The organism is Actinomadura physcomitrii (assembly GCF_008923205.2).
Classification (GTDB): domain Bacteria; phylum Actinomycetota; class Actinomycetes; order Streptosporangiales; family Streptosporangiaceae; genus Spirillospora; species Spirillospora physcomitrii.
Genome location: NZ_WBMS02000001.1, coordinates 199,979 through 221,461, shown reverse-complemented (window position 1 = coordinate 221,461; position 21,483 = coordinate 199,979). Strand labels below are relative to the sequence as shown.

Annotated in this window: 20 protein-coding genes; 14 read left to right on the top strand and 6 right to left on the bottom strand. The window is 74.6% G+C overall.

Annotation, left to right across the window (positions count from 1 at the left end; all coding sequences use genetic code 11):
* Positions 1-4 precede the first annotated feature (4 nt).
* On the top strand, positions 5-976 hold the full coding sequence (locus F8568_RS00985) for a serine/threonine-protein kinase (RefSeq protein WP_151590169.1): 972 nt from the start codon (positions 5-7) through the stop codon (positions 974-976).
* Between the two features lie 2 nt (positions 977-978).
* Here F8568_RS00985 and F8568_RS00980 read toward each other — a convergent pair whose 3' ends face one another.
* The 3 genes from F8568_RS00980 to F8568_RS00970 all read right to left on the bottom strand — a co-directional run bounded on the left by F8568_RS00980 (position 979) and on the right by F8568_RS00970 (position 2,510).
* Positions 979-1,341, bottom strand: coding sequence for a DoxX family protein (locus tag F8568_RS00980; RefSeq protein ID WP_151590167.1), 363 nt, complete (start codon positions 1,339-1,341; stop codon positions 979-981).
* Positions 1,342-1,425: 84 nt separating this feature from the next.
* On the bottom strand, positions 1,426-1,872 hold the full coding sequence (locus F8568_RS00975) for a hypothetical protein (protein WP_151590164.1): 447 nt from the start codon (positions 1,870-1,872) through the stop codon (positions 1,426-1,428).
* Between the two features lie 2 nt (positions 1,873-1,874).
* Complete coding sequence (locus F8568_RS00970) at positions 1,875-2,510, bottom strand: DJ-1/PfpI family protein (protein WP_151590162.1); 636 nt, start codon at positions 2,508-2,510, stop codon at positions 1,875-1,877.
* A gap of 184 nt (positions 2,511-2,694) precedes the next feature.
* Here F8568_RS00970 and F8568_RS00965 point away from each other — a divergent pair, with 184 nt between their 5' ends.
* Both F8568_RS00965 and F8568_RS00960 read left to right on the top strand, forming a co-directional pair.
* A complete protein-coding gene (locus tag F8568_RS00965) occupies positions 2,695-3,633 on the top strand; it encodes a GlxA family transcriptional regulator (RefSeq protein ID WP_151590160.1) in 939 nt (312 codons plus the stop codon).
* A 505-nt stretch (positions 3,634-4,138) separates the two neighbouring features.
* Positions 4,139-5,155, top strand: coding sequence for a substrate-binding domain-containing protein (locus tag F8568_RS00960; RefSeq protein WP_151590158.1), 1,017 nt, complete (start codon positions 4,139-4,141; stop codon positions 5,153-5,155).
* A gap of 11 nt (positions 5,156-5,166) precedes the next feature.
* On the opposite strand, the gene F8568_RS00955 is transcribed toward F8568_RS00960, so the two are convergent.
* Both F8568_RS00955 and cofD read right to left on the bottom strand, forming a co-directional pair.
* On the bottom strand, positions 5,167-6,453 hold the full coding sequence (locus tag F8568_RS00955; RefSeq protein WP_328600662.1) for a coenzyme F420-0:L-glutamate ligase: 1,287 nt from the start codon (positions 6,451-6,453) through the stop codon (positions 5,167-5,169).
* Entirely contained in the window at positions 6,450-7,400 is a 951-nt protein-coding gene (gene cofD / locus F8568_RS00950) for a 2-phospho-L-lactate transferase (RefSeq protein WP_160573456.1), read from the bottom strand. Before cofD ends, F8568_RS00955 begins: the two co-directional genes overlap by 4 nt.
* 172 nt (positions 7,401-7,572) lie before the next feature.
* Here cofD and F8568_RS00945 point away from each other — a divergent pair, with 172 nt between their 5' ends.
* The 4 genes from F8568_RS00945 (at position 7,573) to F8568_RS00930 (ending at position 13,973) form a co-directional block, all read left to right on the top strand.
* Positions 7,573-8,487: a hypothetical protein gene (locus tag F8568_RS00945; protein ID WP_160573455.1), complete on the top strand. Its 915-nt coding sequence runs from the start codon at positions 7,573-7,575 to the stop codon at positions 8,485-8,487.
* A gap of 281 nt (positions 8,488-8,768) precedes the next feature.
* Positions 8,769-8,984 carry a WhiB family transcriptional regulator gene (locus F8568_RS00940; RefSeq protein ID WP_171064042.1) on the top strand — a complete coding sequence of 72 codons (216 nt, stop codon included), beginning with the start codon at positions 8,769-8,771 and terminating at the stop codon, positions 8,982-8,984.
* A 233-nt stretch (positions 8,985-9,217) separates the two neighbouring features.
* The gene (locus F8568_RS00935; protein WP_151590154.1) at positions 9,218-12,526 is read left to right on the top strand and encodes a glycosyltransferase; all 3,309 of its coding nucleotides are present in this window, start codon (positions 9,218-9,220) and stop codon (positions 12,524-12,526) included.
* A gap of 1 nt (position 12,527) precedes the next feature.
* Positions 12,528-13,973: a DUF5719 family protein gene (locus tag F8568_RS00930; protein ID WP_151590152.1), complete on the top strand. Its 1,446-nt coding sequence runs from the start codon at positions 12,528-12,530 to the stop codon at positions 13,971-13,973.
* Positions 13,974-13,993: 20 nt separating this feature from the next.
* Here F8568_RS00930 and F8568_RS00925 read toward each other — a convergent pair whose 3' ends face one another.
* Entirely contained in the window at positions 13,994-14,410 is a 417-nt protein-coding gene (locus F8568_RS00925; protein ID WP_151590150.1) for a metallopeptidase family protein, read from the bottom strand.
* Positions 14,411-14,641: 231 nt separating this feature from the next.
* Between F8568_RS00925 and F8568_RS00920 the strand changes: the two genes are divergently transcribed.
* From F8568_RS00920 to F8568_RS00890, 7 genes are all read left to right on the top strand, one after another.
* Positions 14,642-15,019 (top strand): DUF3499 domain-containing protein, encoded by a 378-nt coding sequence (locus F8568_RS00920; protein WP_151590148.1) that lies wholly within the window; start codon positions 14,642-14,644, stop codon positions 15,017-15,019.
* A gap of 128 nt (positions 15,020-15,147) precedes the next feature.
* Entirely contained in the window at positions 15,148-16,503 is a 1,356-nt protein-coding gene (locus tag F8568_RS00915; protein ID WP_151590146.1) for a phosphomannomutase/phosphoglucomutase, read from the top strand.
* 7 nt (positions 16,504-16,510) lie between these two features.
* Entirely contained in the window at positions 16,511-16,693 is a 183-nt protein-coding gene (locus tag F8568_RS00910; protein ID WP_151590144.1) for a Trm112 family protein, read from the top strand.
* A complete protein-coding gene (locus tag F8568_RS00905) occupies positions 16,690-17,826 on the top strand; it encodes a bifunctional phosphoglucose/phosphomannose isomerase (RefSeq protein WP_328600661.1) in 1,137 nt (378 codons plus the stop codon). Before F8568_RS00910 ends, F8568_RS00905 begins: the two co-directional genes overlap by 4 nt.
* Positions 17,827-18,786: a cation diffusion facilitator family transporter gene (locus tag F8568_RS00900; protein ID WP_151590142.1), complete on the top strand. Its 960-nt coding sequence runs from the start codon at positions 17,827-17,829 to the stop codon at positions 18,784-18,786.
* A 367-nt stretch (positions 18,787-19,153) separates the two neighbouring features.
* Positions 19,154-20,767, top strand: a complete 1,614-nt coding sequence (locus F8568_RS50110; RefSeq protein WP_328600660.1) for a sensor histidine kinase — start codon at positions 19,154-19,156, stop codon at positions 20,765-20,767.
* Between the two features lie 36 nt (positions 20,768-20,803).
* The gene (locus F8568_RS00890; RefSeq protein WP_151590140.1) at positions 20,804-21,475 is read left to right on the top strand and encodes a response regulator; all 672 of its coding nucleotides are present in this window, start codon (positions 20,804-20,806) and stop codon (positions 21,473-21,475) included.
* Positions 21,476-21,483: the final 8 nt, after the last annotated feature.

The window sequence follows — 21,483 nt, the reverse complement described above, 5'->3', positions numbered from 1 at the left end:
GCCGATGGACACGACCGCGAACCCTCCGATCCCCGCGGCCATCGGCCCGTACACGGTGGTGCGGCGGCTCGGCGAGGGCGGCATGGGCACCGTCTACCTGTGCCGCACCGCCGAGGGCGGCGACGCCGCCGTGAAGCTGATCCGTCCCGACCTGTCCGCCGACCCGGGCTTCCGCCGCCGCTTCGCCGCCGAGGTCGACGCCGCCCGGCGGGTGGCCTCGTTCTGCACGGCCGCCGTCCTCGGCCACGGCGTCCACGACGACCAGCCGTACCTGGCCACCGAGTACATCGACGGCCCCACGCTCGACGCCCACGTGGCCGAGACCGGCCCGCTGCCGTCCGGCACCCTGCACAGCCTCGCCGTCGGGGTGGCCGCCGCGCTGACCGCCGTGCACGCGGCCGGGCTGGTCCACCGCGACGTCAAGCCGCAGAACGTCATCCTGTCGATCACCGGGCCCCGCGTCATCGACTTCGGCATCTCCCGGGCCCTGGACGCCCCCGCCCTGACGGCTCGCGGCGTGGTCCTCGGCACGCCCGGCTGGCTGGCGCCCGAGCAGCTGCACGGCGCCGACCCGGCCCCGGCGTGCGACGTGTTCGCCTGGGGCTGCCTGGTGGCCTGGGCCGGGCTCGGCCGCCACCCGTACGGCACCGGCGGCCTGATCGCCGTCGCCGAGCGGATGCTGCACGCCGAACCCGACCTGGACGGGCTGCCCGCCGGACTGTCGGATGTCGTCCGGTCGGCGCTGTCGGTCGATCCCGCCCGCCGGCCGACCGCACGGAAGCTGCTGCTCACCCTTACCGGCGGCGACGCCGCGCCCGCGCCCCTGGCCGCCTCGACCCGTCTCGACCTGCGCCCCGACCCGCCGTCCTATCCCGACGCACGGTCATGGCCCGTGCGTCGGCTCCTCATCGGCGCGGCGACGTTCGCCGTAGGTGTCGCCCTCCTCGTGCTCGGCGTCCTGCTGCTCCCCCGGTGAGGTCAGAAGCGGCCGGCGGCGATGAACGCGGCCATGGCCAGGTAGACCACGTTCGCCAGGACGGCCGTGTGCTCGCCCCGGCGCAGGTGGGTGGCCATCGCGCCGACCATCAGCAGCACCCAGCAGACGGCCGTCACCGGCACCATGACCGGCGCGACGCCGACGGCGGCGGGCACCACGATGCCGATCGCCGCGAGGACCTCCAGGCCGCCGAGCGTCTTGACGAACGCGGCGCTCCGGTCGCCCGTCCAGCCGCCGGCGGGGGCCGCCGCCAGCCTCTCCTTCGGCACGATCAGCTTCGTCGCGCCGCCGAACAGCATGACGGCGCACAGCAGGCCCGCGACGATCCACAGCGCGAGGTCCATCGGGTTCTCCCTCCCGGGGACGGTGTGTCGTGCACGAGACACCGCCCGCCGGCCGGGCGTCACGGGAACCGGCCATGAGCCTCGTCACACGCCCGTCGTCGAACCGGGACGGACGATCATCACGATGGTGACCGCAGCCCACAGCACGTTGAACAGGCCGGTCTGCATGGCGAGGCGTCCGGGCGCGACGTCGCGGGCGGCGGCAAGGGCGCCGTGCTGGGCGGGCAGGACCAGCAGGACCAGCACGGCGGCGGCGATGGCGGTCAGCACGATCGACACGATCACCCAGGCATCGCCGAGGACACCGAGCGCGCTCGCGGTGGTGAACCCGAACGCGGGGACGGCGAGCCCGACCGCGGCGTACACGCGGCAGATGCGGTGCAGCGTCCGCAGCATCGCGAGCGGTTCCGCGTCGCCGGGGGCGGCCTGCGCGCGGCGCAGCGTCGCGGGGAACATGCTCGCGGCGACCGCGACGGGCCCGATGGCGATCACGGCGGCCAGGACGTGCAGGATCAGGAACAGCTTCGCCACGGTCAGCGCTCCCCGGCGGGCACGGGCCCGGCGGCGCGCCAGACGGTGCCGCGCCGCTCGTAGGCGAACAACTCCTCGACGGCGTGCGCGATCCGCGGGCCCACCTCGCGTTCCAGCAGGTAGAGCCCGAGATCCAAGCCTGAGGTGACGCCCCCGGCGGTGACGAGGTCCCCGTCGTCGACGACCCGGGCGTGCACGGCGCGGGCCCCGGTCGCGTCGAGCATGTCCATGCCCAGGTGGTGGGTGACGGCGTGGCGTCCGTCCAGCAGACCGGCCATGGCCAGGACGAGCGAGCCGCCGCAGACGGTCGCGACCGTCACGTCCGGGTCGTCCATCGCCGTCTTGAGAAGCGCTGGCAACGCGGTGCTCAGGGTGCGTCCGAGCACGGCGGGAATGCTGTCATCGGCTTGCGGTTCGGCCGCGCCGGACGCCCCGGGCACCACGACAAGGCCCGCGCGCCCCGGGTCGAGGGCGGCCGTGGCGCGAAGCGTCAATCCGCCGGTGCCACCGACCACCTCGCGCGGCCCCTCGGCGGTCACCAGCTCCACGGTCACCGCACCGGACGCGTGCAGCACCTCGAAGGGCGCGACGGCATCGAGCGGATCGAAACCGTCGAACAGGACGATCTGGGCATGCATCAGGGGCTCCTTCGGGTAGCGGCGCCGGGATCACACCCGACGCTAGAGCGCCGTCACCCTTCACCCCCAGTGGCATTAACGCCATCCTTCAACGGAATAATGCCAACCCACACCCAGGTCGTTGAACTGCACTAATAAGGCGCAAGTGCTCTCACCCACCCTGGCACAAAGCTAGATTCTCGCCATGCACACCGTCGCCGTCCTCGCGCTGGACCGGGTGATCCCGTTCGACCTGTCCACGCCGATCGAGGTGTTCACCCGCACCCGCCTCCCCGACGGACGCCCCGGCTACCGGATCCGCGTATGCGCCGAACGTCCGGAGATCGACGCGGGCGCCTTCACGCTGCGCGCACATTGGGGACTCGACGGACTCCAAGGCGCGGACACCGTCATCATCCCCGGCACCGCGACCCCACTGGACCCGCCGTCCCCGGCCGTGCAAGACGCGCTCCGGACGGCCGCCGCCCGAGGCACGCGCCTCGCGTCCATCTGCACGGGGACGTTCCCCCTCGCCGCGACCGGGCTCCTCGACGGTCTGCGCGCGACCACGCACTGGCTCGCCGCGGACGACCTCGCAGCCGCGCACCCGGACATCGACGTCGACCCCGACGTCCTCTACGTCGACAACGGGCGGATCCTCACCTCGGCGGGCGCCGCCGCCGGCCTCGACCTGTGTCTGCACATGATCCGCCGCGACTACGGCTCGGCCGTCGCCGCCGACGCGGCCCGCCTGTCGGTCATGCCCCTCGAACGCGAGGGCGGGCAGGCGCAGTTCATCGTCCACGACCACGTGCCGGCACCCCGCGGGTCCGCGCTGGAACCGCTGCTCGGCTGGCTCGAGGAGAACCTCGCCCTCGAACTGTCCCTCGCCGACATCGCCGCGCACGCCGGGACGAGCACCCGCACGCTGATCCGCCGGTTCCGCGAGCAGACCGGCACGACGCCGCTGCAATGGCTGCACCGAGCCCGCGTCCGCCGCGCGCAGCACCTGCTGGAGACCACGGACCATCCGGTCGAGCGCATCGCCGAGCAGGTCGGCTTCGGCTCCCCGGCCGCCTTCCGCGACCGCTTCAAAAGGACGACCGGCGTCAGCCCCCACACCTACCGCCGCGCCTTCACCTAACGAACACTCGCCGGGCCCAGCGGAGAAACAGTTAAACCGGCCTTCGGGAATCGTGGGATTGCGCAGGTCCCATACCCTGGCGCCATTGACGCGGTCAGCCCCGATGAGCGAGCAGCTCTTGTGGCGCTTCTTCAGGACGCCCTGGAGGAGTGCACTGGGGTGGTTCGGGAGAGAAAAATGTTCGAAGGGGCAATATCCGAAAGGGCAAGAGGGGTGTTCGGGTGGTGGGGTGGCGCTTGCGTACGGGGCCGCCCCTCCAAAGTCAAGGGCGCCTTCGGCGTCGCTTCGCGATGGACTTCGTCCACCCTGGACTTTGGAGCCTCTGCGGCCCCTGGGCAGGTGATAGGGGCAGGCTCCGCCTGCCCCGCCCCGGGGCGCGCCCCCCCCCCCCCCCCCCCCCCCCCCCCCCAAACCCCCCCCCCCCGGTTTTGGGGGGGTGTGTGGTGTTTTGGGGGGGCCCCCCCCCCCCCCCCCGCCACAAGTGAACGCGTGTTATGACTGACGCGTGCGGTGGAAGGTGTGGGCGGCGGCCTTGCTGGTCGTGACGGGCCTGGGCGGCGGGGCGTGGGCGCTGGGGCTGCTGCCCGGGCCGTCGTCGTGCGCGGGCGGGACCGTGCGCGTCGCCGTCGCCGCGCAGCCGGAGATCGCGCCCGCGCTGCGCGACGTCGCGTCCCGGTTCAACGTGGAGGAGCACCGCGTCGGCGGACGGTGCGTCCGCGCGCGCGTGACGGCCGTCGCGCCCGCCGAGTTCGCCCGCCGGCCGGAGCTGCGGCGGCGCGCGGACGCGTGGGTGCCGGAGTCGTCGGTGTGGCTCGGCATCGTCCGCGACGCGGGCGACAAGAGCGTCCCGGCGGGCGGGACGCCGCTCGCCGCGACGCCCGTCGTGCTCGCCATGACCCGGCCGGTGGCCGGGGAGTTCGCCGCCGACCACGTCGCCATGAGCTGGAAACTGCTGATCAAGGACAGGGCGGACGGCGTCGGCCTCGCCCGCAGGGCGGCGGACCCGGCGGTCGGCCTCAGCGGGATGGTCGCGATGCTCGCCGTCGAGCAGACCGGCGGGAAGGCCCGCGACATCGCCGGCGACCTGCGCGCCGCCGCACCGTCACCGGCCGACGACGCGGCCGGCGGATCGGCCGCCGTCCTGACCGGGCTCACCACCGCCGGACGCCTCGACCGGTCGCTCGTCGTCACCACCGAGCAGGCGGCCGTCGCCTACAACGGCGCGCACCGCCCGAACCCGGTCACCCCGATCGTCCCGGACGAGGGCACGCTCATGCTCGACCACCCGTACGCCGTCACCGCCCGCGACCGGCGGCACCGCGACGCGGCGGCCGCGTTCGGCGACGCGCTCGGCGCGCGGTCCGCCCGCGAGGCGCTCCAGCAGGCCGGGTTCCGGGCGCCCGACGGCACGTTCGGCGACGCCTACGCCCGCGACCACGGCCTCGCCGCGACCCCGCCGCGCGCCCTCCGCCTCCCCACGTCCAAGGAGCTGGCCGCGGCCCTCTCCTCCTGGAAACGCTGAGGCGCGGCGGGTTAGCGGACCTCGATGAAGGCGTCGGGTGTCCGTTGCGGGCGGTCGCGGGGCGGCGCGGCCGGGTGGCCGACGCCGACGGCGCCCATCGGGTCCCACTCGTCGGGCAGGTCCAGGGCCTCGCGGACGACGTCGCGGCAGAACATCGTGCTGGACACCCAGCACGACCCGAGCCCCTCCACCGCCAGCGCGACCAGCAGGTTCTCCACGCCCGCGCCGGCCGCGACGACGAACATCTCGCGCTCCGCGGTCGCGCGGCGCGCGTCGGGGTAGTCGTGCGAGCCGTCCATCACCAGGCACGGGACGACCAGGTACGGCGCGCGGCGCAGCACGTCGCCGCGGCGCAGCCGCTTCGCGACCGACTCCTCGGAGAACCCGTCGCGGCGCAGGTCGCCCTCCCACGCGTCGCGCATCGCGTCCAGCAGCCGCGTCCGCGACTCCGCCGACTCCAGCAGGACGAACCGCCACGGCGTCGTGTGGTGCGGCGCCGGCGCGGTGATCGCGGCGGCGACCGCGCGGCGCACCGCCTCCGGGTCGACCGGGTCCCCGGTGAACTCGCGGATGGTGCGGCGCGCGTGCAGGACGTCCGCCGACCCGTACCGGAACATGTCCTCGGCGGGCGGCCGGACGAGCTGCCGCGCCCCCGGCCCGTCATCGGCCGTGACCAGGTGTGACAGCCCGCGCACCACCGCGATCGGCACCCCGTCGAGCTTGCCCTTCACCAGCTCGGCCGCCGCCGCGATCTCGTCCGCGACGGCCGTGACGGTCGCCTCGAGCCGGTTGCCGTACCTGTCGTCGGTGCCGCGCAGGTCGCTGAGCGGCGCGAGTCCCGCGACGCCGATCGCGGCGTCCGTCAGCCCGGTGCGCCACGGCCGGCCGAGCGTGTCGGACACGATGACCGCGACGTCCCGGCCCGTGCGCTCCCGCACGCCCGCGCGGATGCGGCGCGCGGAGGCGTCGGGGTCCTCCGGCAGCAGCAGCACGGTGCCCGGCGCGGTGTTGGACGCGTCCACCCCCGCCGCCGCCAGCACCAGGCCCTGCCGCGTCTCCACGATCCGGGTCTCGCCGCGCGCGTGCCTGCGCCGCGCGACCACCCGCACCGTCTCGGCGTCGATCGCCTTCTCCCGGTCGCCGGCGACCAGGACCCGGCCCTCCGCCTTGCTCACGATCTTGGACGTGACGACGAGGACGTCCCCGTCCTCGACCAGGCCGGCCGGGACGAGCGCGGCGATGTCGTCGCCCTCGCCGACCTCCGGAAGCCCGGGGATGCCGGACACCTGCAGGTTCACGGGGCTTCCTTCTTCAGTTCGAGGGCCAGGTCGAGCGCCGCGCGCGCGATCGCCGCCGTGGCCTCCGGGTCGCTCATCAGCAGCGGGCGGGACCGCACCTCGATGCCCTCCACCCGCACGTCGCCGTCCGCCCCGTCGACCAGCCAGCCGTCCAGCAGCCCGAGCCCGTAGTACTCGGCCACCGCCTTCGCCGATGTCTCCACCCCGATCGCGGTCAGGCACGCGTCCGCCATCCCGCGCACCGGGGCGCCGCCGATGATCGGCGACACGCCGACCACGGTGTTCGCCGCGACCGCCTCCCGGATGCCGGGGACCGCCAGGATCGTCCCGATGCTGACGACCGGGTTGGACGGCGGGAACAGCACCACGTCGGCCTCCTCGATCGCCTTGAGCACCCCCGGCGCCGGCTTCGCCTCGTCGGCGCCGACCGGTGCGATCGACAGCGCCGGCAGCGACGCGCGCAGCCGCACCCACCACTCCTGGAAGTGGATCGCGCGCCGGCCGTGCTCCGGGTCGTCCACGACCACGTGCGTCTCGACCTGCTCGTCGGTCATCGGGATGAGCCGCACGCCCGGCTTCCACCGGTCGCACAGCGCCTCGGTCACCGACGACAGCCGGTACCCGGCCGCCAGCATCTGCGTCCGGACGATGTGGGTGGCGAAGTCGCGGTCGCCGAGGCCGAACCAGCCGGGCCCGACGCCGTAGGCGGCCAGCTCCTCCTTGACGGTGAACGTCTCGTCCGTCCGTCCCCAGCCCTGCTCCTCGTTGATCCCGCCGCCGAGGGTGTACATCACGGTGTCCAGGTCGGGGCAGACCCGCAGCCCGAACAGGGAGATGTCGTCCCCGGTGTTGCCGATGACGGTGATCTCCGCCTCGGGGGCGGCGGCCTGGAGCCCGCGCAGGAAGCGGGCGCCCCCGATGCCGCCCGCCAGCGCCACGATCCTCATGCGGATCAGCCTAGGGCGCCGAATGGGCGGTTCTCGACGCGCGGTGCGGGTTCCGCGTCCGCGAACCGGGCCTTTCCAGCGGTTTGGCGTGCCGCGGGGGACAGAGACGGGGCCGGGTGGGATGTGCAAAGCTTTGCGTGTCATCCGATTGCCTCGGTCTGGAGAAGCCACCGTGAACAAGGAAGCCGTCCAGCGCCTGCGCGAACCGGCCGCCTGGGTACTGCTCGCCTCCGCGGGCGTCCAGTTGCTCGCGGGCATCATCCTGCTGCTCGGCGGTGACGGTTCCTTCACGTACCGCGCGCTGTCGGCCGCCCAGGACACCCTGTTCACGCAGATCGTCTGTGTCGGGCTGGTCGTCCTGGCGGTGCTGCTGAGCACCTGGGGCGCCCCGACCCCGCAGGCGCGCACCATCACCATGGGCGCGCTCGGCGTGCTCGGCGTCACCGCGCTGTTCGCCGTCATCTCCTGGCTGAGCGCGATGGCCGCCGACGGCGTGAGCGCGCTCGGCAAGCTCGCGGTGTTCCTCGCCGGCGGCGGGAAGCTCGCGGTGATCGGTGTCGGCGCCTGGTTCGTCTTCACCGTCTTCCAGGCCATGCAGCCGGCCCGCCCGCAGCCGCAGATGCAGCAGGGCTACCCCGACTTCGGCTACCAGCAGGGGCAGCAGCAGTACGGGCAGCCGGGCTACGGCCAGCAGGGCTACCAGCAGTACCAGCAGTACGGCCAGCCGGGCGCGGAGGGCCAGCAGGCCGCCCAGCAGCAGTACGCCCAGCAGTACGGGCAGCAGCAGTACGGCCAGCCGCAGTACCAGCAGTACGGCCAGCCGGTGCAGCCGCAGCCCGGCCAGCCCGGCCAGCCGCAGCCCGGCCAGCCGCAGCCGGGGCAGCCGTCCCAGCCGCAGGGGGGCGAGCAGCCGCAGCAGCCCGCCGACCAGCAGGAGGAGATGGGCGAGTGGACCCGCGCCTACGGCGGGTCCGGCCAGGAGGGCGCGGGCCCGCAGGGCACCCACCCGGGGCAGCCGCAGGGCGAGCAGCGGCCCGACGAGGGCGGCGACTGGTACCGCGACGACCGGCCCCCGCCGCCGCAGTGACCGGCGCCGGTCCGCGGTGATCCGCCGCGCTGACCCGCCGATTGACTGATCTTCATCTGAGGGTCGGCGAGGGGTTCACCACATAGCCCGTTATGTCGCCCTGGAAACTCGTTCCGCTTGACGGGGCGGGCGCTACACGCGTGTAATTTCGTCGGTGTAGTTTCAATGCCTTCCCGGGGGAGAGATCTTGAGGACGGCATTGACCAGGGGGTTCCACGGGCAGGAGGTGCGCTGTGAGCGAGGTCGTCATCCCGCTGGCGCACGGCACAGACGGCGAAGAGATGGGCTGGCAGGAGCGCGCACTGTGCGCGCAGACGGACCCGGAGGCGTTTTTTCCGGAGAAGGGCGGCTCCACTCGCGAGGCCAAGAAGGTGTGCCGGGCATGCGAGGTGCGGACGGAGTGCTTGGAGTACGCGCTGCAGCACGATGAACGTTTCGGTATTTGGGGGGGACTGTCCGAACGCGAACGCCGCAAGCTGAAGCGCCAAGCCGTCTGACGTCCACGACCCGCGGGTCACCGGCAGGCCGGTTCGCGGGCGCCGAAGGGGAGCGGCGCCGCGCTGAGCCCCTCCGGAACGCCCGCGGCGGCCGCGCCGGGGCCCGGATCCCGGGGATCCGGAGCGTGCTCGCGAGGCCACGCGTACAGTAAGCAGCCGTGCCGACCCGATGGTCGGCACGGCTGCTGTCTTCTCAGCAGGGAACAACCGTCGTCCCACAGATCGAGCGATCCTTGGCCCCCACACTCGATCGCCATGTCGTCACGGCCGTCCTCGTCGCCCATGACGGCGCGCGCTGGCTGCCCGAGGCGCTCAAGGCGCTGCTGACGCAGGCGCGGCCCGTGCAGCGCCTCGTGACCGTGGACACCGGGAGCCGCGACCGCGGCCCCGCCGTCCTCGCCGAGGTGATCGGCGGGCACGACGTCCTCACGCTGCCCCGCACCACCGGCTACGGCGAGGCCGTCGCGGAGGCGCTGCGCCAGGACGCCGCGTCCGCCCCGGTCCCCGACGACGAGCCGGGCCGCCTTTACCCCAACCAACCGACCCCGACCGACCTCCCGGCGCGGACGGAGTGGATCTGGCTGCTGCACGACGACTCCGTGCCCGACCGCGACGCCCTCGGCCACCTGCTGCGGACCGCCGAGTCCGACCCGGGCATCGCCGTCCTCGGCCCCAAGATCCGCGACTTCGCCGACCGGCGGGTGCTGCGCGAGACCGGCACGTCCGTGGACGGTGCCGGGCGCCGCTGGACCGGCGTCGACCGCCGCGAGTTCGACCAGGGCCAGCACGACGGCGTCCGCGACGTGCTGGCCGTCTCCAGCGCCGGGATGCTGGTGCGGCGCGACGTGTGGGACCGGCTCGGCGGGTTCGACGTCGAGTACGGCATCTTCCGCGACGACCTGGACTTCTGCTGGCGGGCGCACGCGGCCGGGCACCGCGTCGTCGTCGCGACCGACGCGGTCGTGTACCACGCCGAGGCCGCGCGGCGGGGCCTGCGCGAGATCGGCATGACGTCCGAGCACCCGCTGCGCCGCGACCGCCGCAACGCGCTGTGGACGCTGCTGGCGAACCAGCCGTTCCGCGCCATGCTCCGGTCGCTGGTCCGCAACGTGTGGGCGTCGCTGCTGCACGCGCTCGCCCTGACGATCACCAAGCGGCCCGCCGAAGCGCGCGCGGAGCTCGCGGCGCTGGCCGACGTGCTGCGCGATCCGGGCCGGCTGCGGCGGGCCCGTGCCGTCCGCGCCGAGGGGCGGGCGCGCGTGCACCGCAGCGTCCGGCGGTTCCAGCCCCGGATGGTCGTGCTGCGCCGCGGCGCCGAGGCGGTCTCGGAGTTCTTCGCGGCGCACGAGCACGAGCGGGAGTCCGAGGACGAGATCACCGACGAGCCCGGTCCGATCCGCCGGCTGCTCGCCCGCCCCGGCGTGCTGCTGGTGCTGGCGCTGGCCGCCGTCACCGTCGCGGCGGAACGGTCGCTGATCACCGGAGCGGCGCGGCTCGGCGGCGGGGCGCTCGTGCCCGCGTGGGGCGGCGCGAGCGACCTGTGGGACCAGTACCTGTCCGGCTTCCACCCGGTCGGGCTCGGCACCGGCGCGGGCAGCCCCCCGTATGTCGGCTTCCTCGCGCTGCTGTCGACGGTCCTGTTCGGCAAGCCGTGGCTCGCGGTCGCGGTCCTGCTGCTCGGCAGCGTCCCGCTCGCCGGGCTCACCGCCTACCGCGCGTCCCGGATCCTGGTGCTGGAGCCGCCGCGGACCGGCCGCCGCGCCCGCGCCGCCGCCGGCCGCCGCGTCCCCGTCTCCGCCGTCCGCGTGTGGTTCGCCGCCGTGTACGCGCTGCTGCCCGCCGCGACCGGCGCCATCGCGGGCGGCCGGATCGGCACCGCGGTCGTCCTCGTCCTGCTGCCGCTGATCGCGGTGCAGGTCGCCCGCATGTACGGGCTGCCGCGCTTCGCCGCCGACCCCGCCACGCTGCGCAAGCGCGCCGGACGCGCGGCCTGGGCGGTCGCGCTGCTGCTGACCGTCGCGACGGCGTTCGTCCCGCTCGCATGGCCGCTCGCGCTGGCGGGCGGCGGCCTGGTCTGGGCGCTGTTCGACCGCCGCAGGGGGCAGGACCGCCGCAACCTCGTCATCGCGCTGGCCGTCCCGCCGCTGCTGCTGTTCCCCTGGACGGCCGGGCTGCTGCTGCATCCGTCGCGGTTCCTGCTGGAGGCGGGGCTGCACCGCTCGTTCGGCCCCGCGTCGGCCACCGAGCTGCTCGCCCTGAACCCGGGCGGCCCCGGCACGCCCGTGTGGTGGACGTTCGCCGGGCTGTTCGCCGCCGCCGTCTGCGCGCTGCCGCTGCGCGGCCGCCGCACCGCCGTCCTCGCGGGCTGGCTGCTGGCGGTCGCCGGGCTGCTCGTCGCGATCCTCGCCGGCGCCGCGACGGTCACCAAGGGCGCGGACGCGGCGCCCGCCTGGCCCGGCGTCGCGCTGGTCTTCGCGGGCGCGGGGGTGCTGCTGGCCGCGACCGCCGCCGTCCAGCGCGGCACCGAGGTCCTCGCCGGCAAGCACCTGATCTACAAGGCGGGCGGCGCGGTCGTCGTCCTCGCCGCGCTGACGGCGCCGCTGCTCGCGGCGGGCGCGTGGATCGCGCACGGCGCGGGCGGGCCGCTCGGCACGGTCGACGCGGACACCGTCCCCGAGTTCGTCAAGGCGCCGGGCGGGCCGCGCACCCTCGTGCTGCACGGCGCCCCGTCCGGACGCGTCTCCTACACGCTGCTGCGCGGCGACCGGCCGAGGCTCGGCGAGGCCGAGACCTTCGCGGACGGGCCCGGCGCGCGGCGCCTGGACGAGCTGGTCGCAGGCCTCGCCGCGAACCGGGAGGGCGACGACGGCCCCGCGCTGTCGCGTATGGGCGTCCAGTACGTGCTGGTGCCGCATCCCGGCTCCGACCCCGTCACCAAGGTCCTGGACGCGGCGCCGGAACTGTCGCGCCTCAGCCGCACGGGATCGTTCGCCGTGTGGCGTCTGCAGGCGAACTCCGCCCGCATGATGCTCCTGCAGGGCTCCGCCATCACGCCGCTGCGCGCGGGCAAGATCGATGCGCGAGTGCGCATCCCCGCCGGTACGGGCGCGCGCACACTGCTGCTCGCCGAACCGGCCGACGGCGGCTGGGAGGCGCGGCTGAACGGCCACGGCCTCAAGTCGCGGACCGTCGACGGATGGGCGCAGGGCTACGACGTCCCGCCGTCCGGCGGCGAGTTCACGCTGACGCGCGGCATGTTCATGCGGCACGCCTGGCTCGCCGTCCAGGGCGTGGCCGTGCTGCTGGTCGCCGTCCTCGCGCTGCCGGGCGCGCGCGCCGACACCCTCGTGCCGGACGGCGACCGCAACCGCGAGCGGCGCGAACGGCGAGGCCGCCGGGCCAGGCGCGGCACGCGCGGCGGGCACCGCGCCGGCGTCCGCCACGAACCGGCACCGGTCGCGGAGGCACCGGAGCCGCCGGCCGAGACTCCGCCCGAGCCGAAGACCGAGCCGGAGCCTGTGGTCTCGGAGGAGCAGAGCTGACATGGACAGAGTGCTGAAGCTCCTCGGCATGCGGTACGCCATCGCCGCCCTCGTCCTGGTCGGGCTGGCGGCCCTCTACGGTGCCGCCTCGTTCTCCCGGCCCGGGAACGCGGTTGAGAAGGCACGCAGCGCGCCCGTGAACGCCGCCGTCATGGTCTGCCCGGGGCACGAGGGCGGCCGCGTCAGCGTCCAGTCCCTTCGGCAGAAGCGCACCGGCGGCCGCCTCGACGTGACCGAGACCCGCGGCGGCTCCCCGCTCGCCTCCATGACCACCACCGGCCAGGGCTGGGAGAAGGACATGGGCACCACCGAGGACTCCTTCACCGTCCGGGCCACCGGCGCCCTCGCCGCCGGGCTCGAGGCCGAGCAGACCACCTACTGGCCGCACGGCGACGACCGCGGCCTCGCCACCGGCCGCTGCGCCCGGCCCGGCGCCGACCTGTGGTTCCTCGGCCCCGGCCCGCTCGCCGCCGACCGGCTCGAGCTGTACCTCACCAACATCGACGGGCGGCCCGCGTCCGTCGATGTCACCGGCCTGTCCGGGGAGGGGCCGCTCGACACCACCGAGGGCCGCGCCACGCCCGTCGCCCCGTACAGCACCAGCGTCATCAAGATCGGGAAGCAGCCGGAGGGGCTCGGCGACATCGTCGAGACCGCCCGCGACCTCGCGCTCAACGTGCACACCACCGCCGGCCGCGTCGCCGCGTCGCTGCGGGTCCGGATCGGCGAGCGGAAGGGCGTCGAGTGGCTCCCGCTCTCGCCGGGACCAGCGCGGTCGGTGGTCGTGCCCGGCGTGCCCGGCGGCGACGGGCAGCGCAAGCTGCTGGTCGCGGTGCCCGGCGAGGCCGATGCCCGGATCAGGGTGCGGGCCGTCACCGCCGCCGGCGCCTTCGCCCCCCAGGGCCAGGACACCGTGGAGGCCCCCGCGCAGAGCGTCACCTCCGTCGACCTGGCGGGCGCGCTCTCGGGCCGCGCCGCCGCCATCCGGCTGGACTCCGACCGGCCGATCATCGCGGGCTTCTCGGCCTCGCGCGGCGCCGATGTCGCCTACGGCACCGCCACCGAGCCGCTCGGCGGCGCGTCCGGGGCGTCCGCGGTCATCGCCGACGACCGCTACGACGCGTCCGTCGTCCTCACCGCCCCGGCCGGACGCGCCGCCGTCCAGATCACCACGATGGACGCGCAGGGGAGCGGCGCGCCGCAGAACGTCGAGATCGGCGCCGGACGCACCGTCGAGACCAAGCTCGCCGCGCCGCACGGCAGCGGCGACAAGGGCTACGGGGCCGTCATCACGGTCAAGCCGGGCTCAGGGCCGGTCTACGCGGCCCGGACCATGGCGAAGGGCAAGGGCGACGGGTACCTGTTCACCGTCCTGCCGCTGATGCCCGCGCCGACGACCGTCCGGCTCCCGCCGACCGGCGACAGCCAGACCGCCCTCATCCGCTAGGGGCCGTCCCGGTCGTCGCGCTAGTCGTCCGGGGAGTCATAGCTCGGGTCGACGGACTCGGGGGAGAGGCCGAGGAGGTCGGCGACCTCCTCCACCAGCAGGTCGCGCACCAACCGGCCGAGCTCCTGCTCGCCCGCCGCGCGCGCCTCCACGGGCCGCCGGAACACCACGATCCGGACGGGCCGGCCGGCCTCGCTCGGCAGGGTCCGGCCGAGCGGCACGGGACCGTCGAACCACGGCTCGACGTCCGGCACCTCCTCGACACCGAACTCCACACCGGACAGCTCCCGGCCCCAGCGCGCGCCGAGCCGCCGCACCTCGTCGTGGACGAGGTCGTCGAACTTCTCCGCGCGGGTCCGCGAGACCGGCGCCTGCGGGGGCGTCAGAGGGCCACGGACGCCGCGACCGTGCCGATCGCGGCGCCGTACGCCTGCCACACGGGATCGCACTCCCTCAGGTTACCTCCCGCCGCACGCGAATCCCGGTCCCCGCACCAGGAACACCTTCTCCACCCCGGGAACACCATCGTGACGTCCCGGACAGCGACCCCACGGTAAGGGTTCAGGGCCACACGGTATGTAACTGTTACCCCGGAAATCGGCCGGTAACGGCGACACGTGCGCCCGGGTGGTGGCGGCGGCGCCGGGAGCGAGGTACGGTCGGCCATCGTGAGCCCCGTCCGCACCTGCTCCCGCACCGCCTGCAAGGCGCCCGCAGTCTTCACGCTCACGTACGTCTACCGCGACTCGACAGCCGTCCTCGGGCCCCTGGCCACGTACGCGGAGCCGCACTGCTACGACCTGTGCGCGGAGCATTCGGAGCGGCTGACCGCCCCCATGGGCTGGGAGCTGGTCCGGCTCCCCGTCGAGGAGGAGACCGAGCCGAGCGCCGACGACCTCGAGGCGCTCGCCGACGCCGTCCGCGAGGCCGCGCGGCCCGCGCCGGGCACCGGCCAGGAGCCGGTCGGCCAGGGCACCGAGGTCGGCCGCCGCGGGCACCTGCGGGTGCTGCGCTCCGAACCGGCGGGCACCCAGCCGCAGGAGTGACCCCGGTCACGCCGGTGACCGGCACCGGCTCGGGCCGCCGCCGCGCTTCCCGGTAGGCTCGGTGGTCCCGCCGACCCGTCGGCCATCACATGCGTACACGGCCATCACTTGCGTACAGGGGAGCAGGAGTGGGCGACCTCGCCAAGATCTTCAAGGCGTACGACATCCGCGGCGTCGTGCCCGACGAGCTGGACGAAGCGGTCGCGGAGGCGGCCGGCGCGGCGTTCGTGCGGGTGACCGGGGCGGACGCCGTCGTCACCGCGCACGACATGCGCGAGTCGTCCGGGCCGCTGGCCGCCGCGTTCGCGCGCGGCGCGACCTCGCAGGGCGCGGACGTGGTCGAGGCCGGTCTCGGCTCCACCGACATGCTCTACTACGCCAGCGGCGACCTCGGCATCCCCGGCGCGATGTTCACCGCCAGCCACAACCCGGCCAAGTACAACGGCATCAAGCTCTGCCGGGCGGGCGCGAAGCCGGTCGGCCGCGACACCGGCCTCACCGAGATCCGCGAGATGGTCGACGGCGGCGTCCCGGCGTACGGCGGCGAGCCCGGGAAGGTGTCGGGGCGCGACGTCCTGCACGGCTACGCCGAGCACCTCAAGACGCTGGTCGACCTGTCGGCGATCCGCCCGCTGAAGGTCGTCGTGGACGCGGGCAACGGCATGGGCGGGCACACCGTCCCGGTCGTCTTCGCGGGGCTGCCGATCGACCTCGTCCCCCTGTACTTCGAGCTGGACGGCACCTTCCCCAACCACGAGGCCAACCCGATCGAGCCGGAGAACCTGCGCGACCTGCAGGCCAAGGTCCGCGAGACCGGCGCCGACATCGGCCTCGCCTTCGACGGCGACGCCGACCGCTGCTTCGTGGTGGACGAGCGCGGCGAGATCGTCGCGCCGTCCGCGATCACCGCGCTGGTCGCGGTGCGCGAGCTGGCCAAGCACCCGGGCGCCCCGATCGTGCACAACCTGATCACCTCGAAGGCCGTCCCGGAGATCGTCACCGAGAACGGCGGGTCCCCCGTGCGGACGCGGGTCGGCCACTCGTTCATCAAGCAGACGATGGCCGAGACGGGCGCGGTGTTCGGCGGCGAGCACTCGGCGCACTTCTACTTCCGCGACTTCTGGTTCGCCGACTCCGGCATGCTCGCCGCGCTGCACGTGCTGGCCGCGCTGGGCGAGCAGAAGGGCCCCCTGTCGGCGCTGCTCGGCGAGTACACGCGGTACGTCGCGTCGGGCGAGATCAACAGCGAGGTCGCCGACCAGGACGCCGCCGCCGGCAAGGTCCGCGAGGCGTTCGCCGGCCGCCCCGGCGTTACGATCGACGAGCTGGACGGCCTGACCGTGGGCGACGAGGCCGCCGGATGGTGGTTCAACCTGCGGCCGTCCAACACCGAGCCGCTGCTGCGCCTCAACGCGGAGGCCGGCGACGAGGCCACCATGGCGGCGATCCGCGACGAGGTCCTGGCCATCGTGAGGGAGAAGTGACGCTGCTATGAGCATGAAGCTGGACGACTGGCTGCTGGAGATCCTGGCCTGCCCGAACTGCGGCGGCGAGCTGCGCCCCGACGAGGCGGCCGCCGAGCTGGTGTGCACCGGCTCCTGCGGCTACGCCTACCCGGTCCGCGACGACATCCCCGTCCTCCTCGTCGACGAGGCCCGGGCCCCCGCTTCGTGAGCACGCTGGACCCCGCCCGGCTGGAGGACGCGCAGGACGTCGAGGCGTCCGATCCGGGCGGGATGCTCCGCCAGGTCGCCTCGTCCGCGGCGCAGATCCGGGAGGCGCGGCGCGCGGCGGAGGAGGCGGGCGTCGCGGCGCTCGCCGAGGACGGCCGCCCCCGCGCGATCGTCGTCACCGGCATGGGCGGCTCCGGGATCTCCGGGGACGTGCTCGCGGCGGTGTGCGGGCTCGGCTGCCCCGTCCCGGTCACGACCGTCCGCGGGTACCGGCTGCCGGGCTGGGTCGGCGCCGCCGACCTGGTGATCGCGGTGTCCTGCTCCGGCTCCACCGAGGAGACCCTCGAGGTGGCGGCGCAGGCGGCCCGGCGCGGCTGCCGGCTGCTGTGCGTCGGCGGCGCCGGCTCGCCGCTGGCCGACCTCGCCGCCCGAAGCCGTGGCCTGTTCGTGCCGGTGCGGTCGGTGGGGCAGCCCCGGTCGACGCTGTGGGGGCTCACCGTCCCGCTGCTCGTCGCGGCCCGCACGCTCGGCCTGGCGGACGTCCCCGACGCGGTGCTGGAGTCCACGGCGGCCCGCCTGGAAGACGTCGCGCACCGGTGCCGCCCGGACAGCGAGCCGTTCGTGAACCCGGCGAAGCGGATCGCGCTGGACCTCGCCGGCGACGTCCCGCTGGTGTGGGGGACGTCGCCGCTCGCCGAGACGGCCGCGTACCGGATGTGCTGCCAGCTGAACGAGAACGCCAAGTACCCGGGCGTCTTCGGCGGCCTGCCGGAGGCGGACCACAACCAGGTGATGGCGTTCGACGGCTTCTTCGCGGGCGGCGGCTCGCCGGCCGATCCGGACGACTTCTTCCGCGACCGCGCCGAGGACGCCGAGCACGGCCTGCACCTGGTCGTCCTCCGCGACACCGAGGAGCACCCGCAGACCGCCAAGCGGCGCGCGGCGTCCGTCGAGATGGCCCGGGACCGGGGCGTCGCGGTGACCGAGATCCTCGCCGAGGGCGACCATCCGCTCGAGAGGATCGCGACAATGATCGCGCTGGCCGACTACGTCACGGTTTACTTGGCCATCACGCTGGGCGTCGACCCGACGCCCGTGCCGGCCATTCAAGAGCTCAAAGCGAGGATTGCCTAGATGAGTGCTGAGGGTGGGACGAAGGCCATCATCGCGGCCCTGGCCGCCAACCTCGGAATCGCCGCGTCCAAGATGGTCGCGTTCGCGTTCACGGGTTCGTCGTCGATGCTGGCCGAGTCGATCCACTCGGTCGCCGACTCGGGCAACCAGGGCCTGCTGCTGCTCGGCCGCAAGCGCTCCGAACGCGACCGGACGCCCGAGCACCCGTTCGGCTTCGGCCGGGAACGCTACTTCTACGCGTTCGTCGTCGCGGTCGTGCTGTTCACCGTCGGATCGGCGTTCTCGCTGTACGAGGGCTACCACAAGATCCGGCACCCGGAGGACGTCGAGTCGCCGATCTGGGCGTTCGCGGTTCTGGTCATCGCGATCGGGATGGAGGGCTTCTCCTTCCGCACCGCGATCAAGGAGTCGAACCAGCTGCGCGGCGGGCACTCGTGGTGGGCGTTCATCCGCCGCGCGAAGGCCCCGGAGCTGCCGGTCGTCCTGCTGGAGGACGCGGCGGCGCTGATCGGCCTGATCCTCGCGCTGTTCGGCGTGTCGATGGCGGTCGCGACCGGCGACGGGGTCTGGGACGGCATCGGCACCGTCGGCATCGGCCTGCTGCTCGGCCTGGTCGCGACGGTGCTGGCGATCGAGACCAAGAGCCTGCTGATCGGCGAGGGCGTCGACGCCGAGCAGGAGAAGCGGATCATCGACGCGCTGGAGTCGGTGGAGCAGGTCGACCACGTCATCCACATGCGGACCGAGTACCTCGGCCCGGAGGAGCTGCTGATCGCCGCCAAGATCGCCGTCTACCACGACGACACGGCCGCCGAGGTGGCGCGCGGCATCGACGCCGCCGAGGCGAAGGTCCGCGCGGTGATCCCCGAGGCGGAACTGATCTACCTGGAGCCGGCGCTCGACGAGGCGGACCGCAGGAACCCCGCCAAGCCGGCCGGGAAGGCCACGGGCGAGGTGTGACGCGCGGGCGGCCGCATGGGATCCCTCGCCGGGCGGCCGGCACAGGATGCCGGCCGAACCCCAGCCCAGGCGAGACCGGCGAGTGCCTCCGCGGAGGCGGGCGGCGCGGCCGTCCGGCGAGGTGCTTCCCATGCTTCCCCGCCCGGACCCCTGAAACCGGGCGGTTGGCGTGACCGCGGCAGCCCCGCCGAACCCCCTACGTCGGCGGCGCCGCCGTCGCGGTCACGGTTAAGACATTACGTCTGCGCCGGTCGTCCGCACGTCCACCGCAAGGAGGGACCAGGGGTCGTCCTCCAGGGGGATTCCGGCCGCGCGCATACCACCGCACGGTGAGGTGATATGCCCGACCAGCGGTCAGTATTGAGGAGTGACCACCGATGACAAGGCCCGGACCGGACCCGACCCCGCGGGGTTCGGCCCAGCCCTCGCGCACCAGGCGTGGCGGCTGTCCGGCCGGATCGTCGCGGGGGTGGGGCAGTTGCTGCTCTGGATCCTCACCGGCATCGGGCACCTGCTGCGGCCGCTCGCCGTCAGGCTCGGCGCCCGGCTGAACGGCGCGGGCCGCGCGCCCGTCCCCGGCATGCCCGGCGCTCCCGGCATGCCGCCGCGTCCCGGTGGTGAGACGGCGCCGCTGCCCCGCTGGATCAGCACCTGGACCGAGTTCACCGGCGCCTGGTACTTCGCGCCCCTCACCGGTCTCGCGCTGACCATCGCCGCCCTCGCCGAGCTGGCGCCGAGCACCGGGTCCCCGGTGAGCCTCGCCGGCGGCTTCGCGGTCGCCTCGACGGTCCCGCTCGTCTGGCGCCGCGAGAACCTGCGGCCCGTCGCGGCCGTCGTCCTCGGCGCGTTCGCGGCCGGGCTGCTCACCGGCCAGCAGCTGCTGATCACCACCGCGTTCGCCGCGCTCTACACGCTGTACGCGCTCGGCCGGCAGCTGCCCCGGCAGTCCGCGGGCGTTCTCGCGGCCGGGAGCGTCGCCACCGTCGCCGTCGTCTACCTCGCCACGGGCACGCTCGACGACGTCCCCTGGCCCGCCGCGGTCGTCGCCGTGCTGGCCGCCATCGGCCTCGGCGACGCGCGCCGCGCCGTCGAGTCCGCGGGCCGCACCGAGGCGGAGGCGGAGGAGCGCACCAACGAGACCCTGACCCGGCTCACCGCCGTCCAGCGCGAGCAGGCCGTCATGCGCGAGCGCGCCCGCATCGCCCGCGAGCTGCACGACGTCGTCGCGCACTCCGTCTCCATGATCGCCGTGCAGGCGGAGACCGCCCCGTACACGATGGACGACCTGTCGCCCGAGGCCCGCGCCGGCTACACCGAGATCGCCAAGACGGCCCGGGACGCGCTGGTCGAGATGCGCCGGCTGCTCAGCGTGCTGCGCGCCGACGCCAAGCCGGAACCGGACGCCGCGAACTCCCCGCAGCCCCGCCTCGACCGGCTCCCCGACCTCATCGAGCAGCACCGCGGCGCGGGCGGCGCCGTCGACCTCGCCGTGCACGGCGACCCGCGCGCGCTGTCCACGACCGTGGAGCTGTCGGCGTACCGGATCGTCCAGGAGGCCTTGACGAACGCGCGGCGGCACGCGCCCGGCGCCGGTGTGCACGTCGACCTCACCTTCCTGCCGGACCGGCTCGCGGTGCGGGTCCGCGACGAGGGTTCCGCCGGGTCGACGCGGGTGCTGAACCGTGACGATCCCGCCGCGCGTACCGCGGTACTGGACCCGGCCGGCGGCGGCCCGGCCGGTCCGACCCGGCTGGAGGGCGCCCCGCCGCGGCCCGGCGGACCGGGCGGCGGACCGGGCGGCGGACCGGGCGGCGGACATGGTCTCGTCGGCATGCGGGAACGTGCGACCATGCTGGGCGGACGGTTCTCCGCCGGCCCGGCCACCGACGGCGGGTTCCTGGTGGAGGCCGAACTGCCGCTCACGAGGGAGGGGAATTCCACCAGTGGACACGGTTCCGAGGCGCCCCCCGGCCGCCGCTGACCGCGCTCTCGCCCGCCCCGGGACGGAGCCCCGCCGGTGATCCGGGTGCTGGTGGCGGACGACCAGACCATCGTCCGCGCCGGGTTCGCCGCGCTGCTCGACGCGCAGGACGACATCACCGTCGTCGGCGAGGCCGGCGACGGGCGGCAGGCCGTCGCGCTCGCCGAGCGGAACCGCCCCGACGTCGTCGTCATGGACATCCGGATGCCCGGCATGGACGGCATCGAGGCGACCCGCCGGATCCTCGCGCGGCCCGGCTCCGAGGGCGTCCGCGTCCTCGTGCTGACCACCTTCGACGTGGACGAGTACGTCTACGAGGCGCTGGCCGTCGGCGCGTCCGGGTTCCTGCTCAAGGACGCGACCGCCGACGAGCTGGTCTCCGCGGTCCGGGTCGTCGCGCGCGGCGACTCGCTGCTGGCGCCGCAGGTCACCGGGCGGCTGATCCGGGAGTTCACCAAGCAGCGGCGCAACCGGCCGCAGGCGCCGTCGGAGCTGGCCACGCTGACGGCGCGGGAGAACGAGGTGCTCGTGCTGATCGCGGGCGGGCTGTCGAACGCCGAGATCGCCGCCCGCCTCGTGGTCAGCGAGCACACGGTGAAGACGCACGTGGCGCGCGTCTTCACCAAGCTCGGCCTGCGCGACCGCGCCCAGGCCGTCATGCTCGCCTACGAGTCCGGCGTCGTCGTCCCCGGAGAGAACGCGACCTGATCAGGGGC